The sequence below is a fragment of the Candidatus Binataceae bacterium genome (assembly GCA_036495685.1).
GTDB lineage: Bacteria > Desulfobacterota > Binatia > Binatales > Binataceae > JAFAHS01.
Map to the genome: position 1 here is coordinate 44,333 of DASXMJ010000206.1, position 6,047 is coordinate 50,379.

7 protein-coding genes are annotated in these 6,047 nt (G+C 58.0%); 4 read left to right on the forward strand and 3 right to left on the reverse strand.

What is annotated here, in order from left to right; translation table 11 throughout:
* Window positions 1–6: 6 nt before the first annotated feature.
* On the reverse strand, window positions 7–222 hold the full coding sequence (locus VGI36_19245) for a hypothetical protein (protein HEY2487285.1): 216 nt from the start codon (window positions 220–222) through the stop codon (window positions 7–9).
* Between the two features lie 137 nt (window positions 223–359).
* On the opposite strand from VGI36_19245, the gene VGI36_19250 reads away from it, so the two are divergent.
* On the forward strand, window positions 360–1,025 hold the full coding sequence (locus tag VGI36_19250) for an rRNA adenine N(6)-methyltransferase family protein (protein ID HEY2487286.1): 666 nt from the start codon (window positions 360–362) through the stop codon (window positions 1,023–1,025).
* Between the two features lie 518 nt (window positions 1,026–1,543).
* Here VGI36_19250 and VGI36_19255 read toward each other — a convergent pair.
* Entirely contained in the window at window positions 1,544–2,386 is an 843-nt protein-coding gene (locus VGI36_19255; protein HEY2487287.1) for an HAD family hydrolase, read from the reverse strand.
* Window positions 2,387–2,585: 199 nt separating this feature from the next.
* Window positions 2,586–4,613: a M13 family metallopeptidase gene (locus VGI36_19260; GenBank protein ID HEY2487288.1), complete on the reverse strand. Its 2,028-nt coding sequence runs from the start codon at window positions 4,611–4,613 to the stop codon at window positions 2,586–2,588.
* 415 nt (window positions 4,614–5,028) lie between these two features.
* On the opposite strand from VGI36_19260, the gene VGI36_19265 reads away from it, so the two are divergent.
* The 3 genes from VGI36_19265 to VGI36_19275 form a co-directional block, all read left to right on the forward strand.
* A complete protein-coding gene (locus VGI36_19265; GenBank protein HEY2487289.1) occupies window positions 5,029–5,184 on the forward strand; it encodes a hypothetical protein in 156 nt (51 codons plus the stop codon).
* Window positions 5,185–5,192: 8 nt separating this feature from the next.
* A complete protein-coding gene (locus VGI36_19270; protein HEY2487290.1) occupies window positions 5,193–5,354 on the forward strand; it encodes a hypothetical protein in 162 nt (53 codons plus the stop codon).
* A gap of 154 nt (window positions 5,355–5,508) precedes the next feature.
* A partial coding sequence (locus VGI36_19275) for a hypothetical protein (GenBank protein ID HEY2487291.1) occupies window positions 5,509–6,047 on the forward strand: 539 nt, incomplete at its 3' end.

A 6,047-nucleotide genomic window follows, 5' to 3' on the forward strand; every position in this document is an offset into this window, starting at 1 on the left:
GCTCCACTAACCAATACGATTCACGCGCGGTCGGCGTTTCACCAAAATCGCGTTTGCGATGGCGAAGCGCGGGATAGCTTGAATCCGCGGCAGGTTCAGACGAAGGTGCGGTGCGCGAGCACAGTACATCACGGCGCCGGCGACCGCACAGACCGCGATTCCTTCTATCAGGCTGACGCCGCTGGTCAGGAGGAAAAGGCCCAGCACGAGCGCGGTCGCCATCAAAGCGACCAGCGTAGGCTAACGGCTATTTCCTTGCTCTATCCATCTGAGCTAAGGGGGCGCCGGCTCAGCGGATCTCCTTGCTGCCAAGCATCGGCGACAGTAAAGTACGGCCATGCCCATGATGGTGACCTTCCGTGTCCGCCCCTCGGCGGACACCGCGCGACGAGCGACGACGCCGCCTCGGTCAAAATTTCCTTCGTCCCGAAATCGCTGACCGCATCGTCGCCGAAGCGGACTTTCTCCCCGGCGAGCTCGTCATCGAGCTCGGTGCCGGTCTCGGCGCAATCACTATCGCCCTGGCGAGGCGCCAGGTTGAGGTAGTCGCCATCGAGATCGACCCGGTGTGGGCCGAGCGACTGCGCGATCGTACCCGCGAGGCGTTTCCAGACAACGTGCGAGTTGTGGAAGGCGATTTTCTCTCCTTGTCCCTTCCTAGCCGGCCGTTCCGCGTGATCGGATCTCTTCCTTTCGGACATACGACCGACGTCCTTCGCCGCCTGTTAGAAAATCCGTACATGGCCCTGGAACGGGCCGATCTCATCGTGCAGTGGGAAGTGGCGCGCAAGCGCGCGGCGTTATCTCCCTCCACGCTGCGTTCCACAACGTGGTTACCCTGGTGGGAATTCCGCCTTGGTCGGCACCTAACGGCTGCAGCTTTCCGACCTGTGCCCCACGTGGACTCTGGGGTCCTAATCATCACACGGCGTGAGCCCGCGCTACTCCCGCCTGCCATGGCCCGGTTGTATAGTGAGTTCGTGCGCACTCATTGGCCGTTTGATCGGTCAGTTTCGCGACGATAAGCGTTTATTGACCACGGCCTTGCGTTGGCCGGCCCCGACGCGAAGACTATCAACGCCCGTCCTCAAGAGGGCGTAAAGCTCTTCGTTGAGGAGTGTCCGCTGCCCGGACTCGCGCTTGGCGTGACAGCAATGTATTGCGAGCCGAAAAGCCGCGCACAAGCGAGTTCTTAGAAATCGCGATGAAACGTCATGTAACTCTGAGTATACCTTCGTAACTCGCCTCGACGTTTCGTACTTCCGCTTCCAGAGCCAACGTGAAATCAACTCGCTGTTGCGGAAAATGCCAAAAATGTGCATTGCTCTGTTGCGGGCTTGGCGTGAAGTCAGCTTCTTGATGCTGACCCTGGGTACTGTCTGACAGTTCGTTGAGAAGCGAGGAAACATTGGAGCTTCTCGATCTGGGAGGCCGCGGAGGCGGATAAAGGGTGGGTGAAACTCTGATGCTTGCGTCAAATGTTTGGCAGGTCGCAAGCGATTGTCCAAATTCGAGACTTCCTCGTCGGTCGCGCTCACCCATCTCAAGGTGCCAACTTCCCTGATGAAGAACTTCGCGGTGGTCGAAAAAGGTGGGGGGAAATCAGGCGCCTTGCGTACAAGGTCAGGTGTCGACGCGTAGCGCGGTCTTTTCCATCGCGTTCACCGTCACGTCCCACTTGGCTGACGACGGATCGCCGCGTTGGATATGGCATCGAATCGAAAAACGCACCGCTCGGCTGGAAGCCCGGCAACACCGTTGCTGCGCCTGCATCCAGCAATCGCTGGGCCGTATCGCCGCTACCAACCCTGATGAAGTTCCGGCCCAGACGCTGCGCAGCATGGCAGTCCCAGACTCCGTCTCCCACGTATGTGACGGCGGAGAAGCTGCCGCCATAACAGGCGACGGCCTTGCGAGCAGAGATCGTCATGATCTCCTCGCGAGACCGCGCATCGTCGCAACTCGACATCGGAATACCAGGATCGAACAGCCTGGCTCTGCGGAGCTTCAGCTCGGCCTCAGCGAGGAAGCATCCGGTCGCAATAGCGGACTTGAGATCCGCAATCGAACGGAGCGTGGTCAACACCGCTGCGGCCCCGGGCAGTGCACGGATACACTCCGTGTCCTTGCGTACTACGGCTTCGAGTACGGCGACCAGCCGACCTTTGAAACGATCCACCTCAGAATCGCTAATTTTTCGAGCCAACGCCTGTTCGCACAGTTGCGCGACGATTCCGAGACCCGTGACGTCCTTCAATCCTTCAATCCAGGTGGGATAGTTGGACGGCAGCCCAAAGATTTCCTTCGCGGTTTGCCAAAAGCATTCCGAGTCCACCGTGCCCATGTCCGTCAAGGTCCCATCAATGTCAAAAACGATCAGGTGCATTTCTTGATGCAGCAGTTCTCAGATCGCCCACTTCGCCGTACACCGCGCAGAAGTCGCTACTCCGAACCGCAGCGTGAGATTCGTGGAGATCTTAGATCGAGATCGCGGGTAGCCCGGCAGCTCGAGCTTAGGTTGCTTTCCATACTGGGGCTTCGGAACGACCCCTCGCGTTCGAACCGTTCGGCTGAAGAAATCTTGGTCACCACACCCCGCATGCGGGCTGACGAACCATAGGTTGGCCGGCTTTGCATCCGAATGCTTCCTTGAAGGCGGCCGAGTTTTGTACTGCGCCATTGACCCGCCATCGTCCCGGCGAATGCGGATTGACGATAGCCAGCACGCGCTCCTGCTCATCGGTAACGTTCTGGCACCAGATCTGGCCGTATGCGAGGAAGAAGCGCTGCGGCGGCGTAAACCCGTCGATGGGCTTCACGGCGGTGTTACCGATCATGTTCATCAGCGCCACGTATGCCAGCTTGAGACCACCATTGTCCGCCGTGTTCTCGCCCAGAGTGAGCTTGCCGTTAAGATGCACTTCGCCTTTGTCATCCTTCACCGCTACGAAGCCGGAATACTCGTCCGCGATGCAGGCGGAGCGCTGTTCGAAGGCCTTGCGGTCATTGGGAGTCCACCAGTCCTTGAGATTACCCGCCGCGTCATACTTGCGTCCTTGATCGTCGAAGCCGTGGGTCAGCTCGTGTCCGATCACGAGGCCGATGCCGCCGAAGTTGACGGAATCGTCCATCTCCTTGTTGTAGAACGGCGGTTGCAGGATCCCGGCCGGGAAGTTGATATCATTCAGTGAGGCGCTGTAGGAAGCGTTCACCGTCGGCGGGGTCATCTCCCAGTCTTTGCGGTCGGTCGGCTTCTGGATTTTTTTGTTCTCACGCTGCACTTCGAATGCCAAGGCGCGCCCCGCGTTGCCCGCGTAGTCATCGCGCGTGATGACGACCGTGCTGTAATCGCGCCATTTATCGGGATATCCGATGTTGTTGACGACCGCTTTCAGCTTCGCGTACGCCTGCCGCTTGGTCGCTTCCGACATCCATGATGCTTGCCCGATATCGCTATGCATCGCTTGCTCGATGGCTTGCACCATTTTCAATGTGCGCGACTTGCTATCCGGGCCGAACACTTTATCGACGTAGAGCTGGCCTAACGCCATCCCGACAAGATCGTCGGTAGAATGCACACATCGCTTCCATCGCGGCTCAATTTCCTTTTGGCCCGCCATAAATTTGCGGCCGAACTCGAACTCCTCGTCGACGAACGCCTTGGGCAATACCGGCGTGAATGTGATCAGCGTGCGCCAGCGGAGGTAGGTCTTCCAATCATCGAGCGTCGCAACGTTGAGCTGCTCGTTCACCGCCTTGAAGAAGTCCGGATTGCCCACATTTAACTTTGAGAACTTCGGAGAGCCATTGTTGGCGAAATACTCTGTGAGATTGAAATTAGGCGCGGCGGCGGCGATTTCCGCCATCTGCATCATGTGATCGCGCTTCCTGGGATCGCGGCGTTCGGTGCGATCCATCGCGGCCTTGGCCAGCCCGGTCTCCACGGCAAGCACGGTTTTGCCCTCAGCAGCGACCACTTCGGGTTTGTCGCCGGCAAGCTCGAACATCTTCTGCACATGCTCTTGATACTTCTGCCGTGTTTCCACCGATTTCGCGTCCGCCTTGAGATAGTAGTCGCGGTCAGGCAGCGTGATGCCGCCCTGGTCAAGGTTCGCGATAGTGAGGTTCGAGTCGTGCATGTCGGGCATCGAATCAAAGTTGAACAACGCCTCAAACCCGTTGCTATGCATGTGCGCAACTTGCAGGATGAGGTCTTTCTTCGACTTGATGGCGGCGATGCGCTCCATCTCCTGCCGCAGCGGCGTGGTGCCCTTTTTCTCAATCGTCGCTTCATCCATGCAAGAGGCGTAGTAGTCGCCAACTTTCTGTTCGATGGCGCTATGGGGTCCTGGAGCCTGGGCTTTTTCGAGGATGTCGCGCAGGACATATAGGTTGTGCTCGGACAGAGACGCAAAGCGGCCCCATACCGTCTTGTCCGGCGGAATCGGATTGTTCCTGAGCCAGTTTCCGCAGGCGTACTGATAGAAATCCACGCAAGGGTCCGCGGTTTTGTCGAGCGCGGTCAGATCAAAGCTGGGAATCTGTTTAGGAGCCTCGGATGAAGAGGTAGAGGGCGCCGCCTGGGCCATCGAAAGACCGGTCGCAAGTAACACCGGCAAAACCATGAGAATTCGAATATGCATTTTGCCGAGGAAAATAACGCTCCACAGATAGGCTAGCAAACAGGCAAAATTCGGTGGCGCTCGCTCCGCTGGACACGGCGTGCCATCGGCGCCGACGCCGAACGCTGCGCTTGTGACGCCGTGCAGCGCTCCACTGAGCGCGTCTGGAATCTTCCGCGCTCTCCCAAACTCGGGTGAGGAGAGCGCGCCCTTAAATTGCTCGCATAAACAGAAGCCGAGGTTCCCCATACCTACCGAGGACGTAGCGGTTCATCGCTCAGTTATGGCCATAGTTGTGGATTTTCGGAATTTTACGATTGTAGGGTTTGATGACGTTTCTTGTACGGTGCATTACTGTAGCGAAGTGGAGGCGGCGAGCTTTGATGAACGGCGCTGATCCCTTGAAATGAAAACTTTCGGCCAGGTGCTCAGAGACGCTCGGAAGAAAGCGCGGCTTACGCAGAGGGAGCTTGCGGCGCGATTGAAGCGTGAAGACGGGCGTCACATCGATCCTCCATATCTGAACGCAGTCGAACATGACCATCGCCAGAAGACCACCTGATCGAGCAGATGGCGAAGATTGTCGGCATCTCGCCCGATGTGCTGTGCTTTCATGCGAACCGGCAGCCGCCAGACGTCAAGACCGAGGCCGACCAGGAACGGGTCGAAGCCGCCTACCGAGCATTCCGCAAGGCGCTGGGGGTGAAATTACCGAGTGGCAAGCGAAAATGAAGTTGCTTCGCGATCCGCTCGGACCGGCCAAATCCTCTGCTTTATTTCAAGCTGGAGCAACTGGACGAAGAGTGTGAGCAGATCGTAGCTGCCCTCATGTATCGACATTCGGGCGTCTTCAGGCTTCCCGTACCCACCCGACGACATCATCCGCATGATCGAGAGCGAAACTGACGATCTCGATATGTATGCGCATCTGCCCGAAGAGTTGGACGGGCACGCGGATTTCTTTTTCGATCGAAAGCCACAGGTCCTGATCGCGAAGCGGCTTTCCGATCCGCGTTACGAGAACCGGCTTCCGATGACCCTAGGCCATGAGTTCGGCCATGTTCGTTTTCGCGGTCCACTCTGGAGGGATAAGCGTCTAGATGCCAACCGGCGGCCTGCAGACCCTGAGATCAGCTCCAAAGCCTGCTCTCGCATTGTGATTATGGAATTTGACAATTCCGCCATATCGAGCCTATGTTTAGATAGCGCGCGGTGCGCCTCGGGCCTCTTCAGTAACTCCGCGCGCGACTCCAATTCACTGGGTGTGATCATGGATCAGGAAACCCAATCCAAAAGTCCCAAGCTCGGATGGACGTTCGAGGAACTGGCGAGGAGCCTGAGCGTATCGGTTCCTTTTCTGCGCCTCGAAGTGAAGCGCGGCAGGCTAAAGGCCGCGCACCTCGGCCGGCGCGTGGTTCTACTAGA

What these genes read in the sequence shown, in the direction of transcription:
- VGI36_19245 (HEY2487285.1), bottom strand. Translation starts at nt 222, where the DNA reads ATGGCGACCGCGCTCGTGCTGGGCCTTTTCCTCCTGACCAGCGGCGTC.
- VGI36_19255 (HEY2487287.1), bottom strand. Translation starts at nt 2,386, where the DNA reads ATGCACCTGATCGTTTTTGACATTGATGGGACCTTGACGGACATGGGC.
- VGI36_19265 (HEY2487289.1), top strand. Translation starts at nt 5,029, where the DNA reads ATGAAAACTTTCGGCCAGGTGCTCAGAGACGCTCGGAAGAAAGCGCGG.
- VGI36_19270 (HEY2487290.1), top strand. Translation starts at nt 5,193, where the DNA reads ATGGCGAAGATTGTCGGCATCTCGCCCGATGTGCTGTGCTTTCATGCG.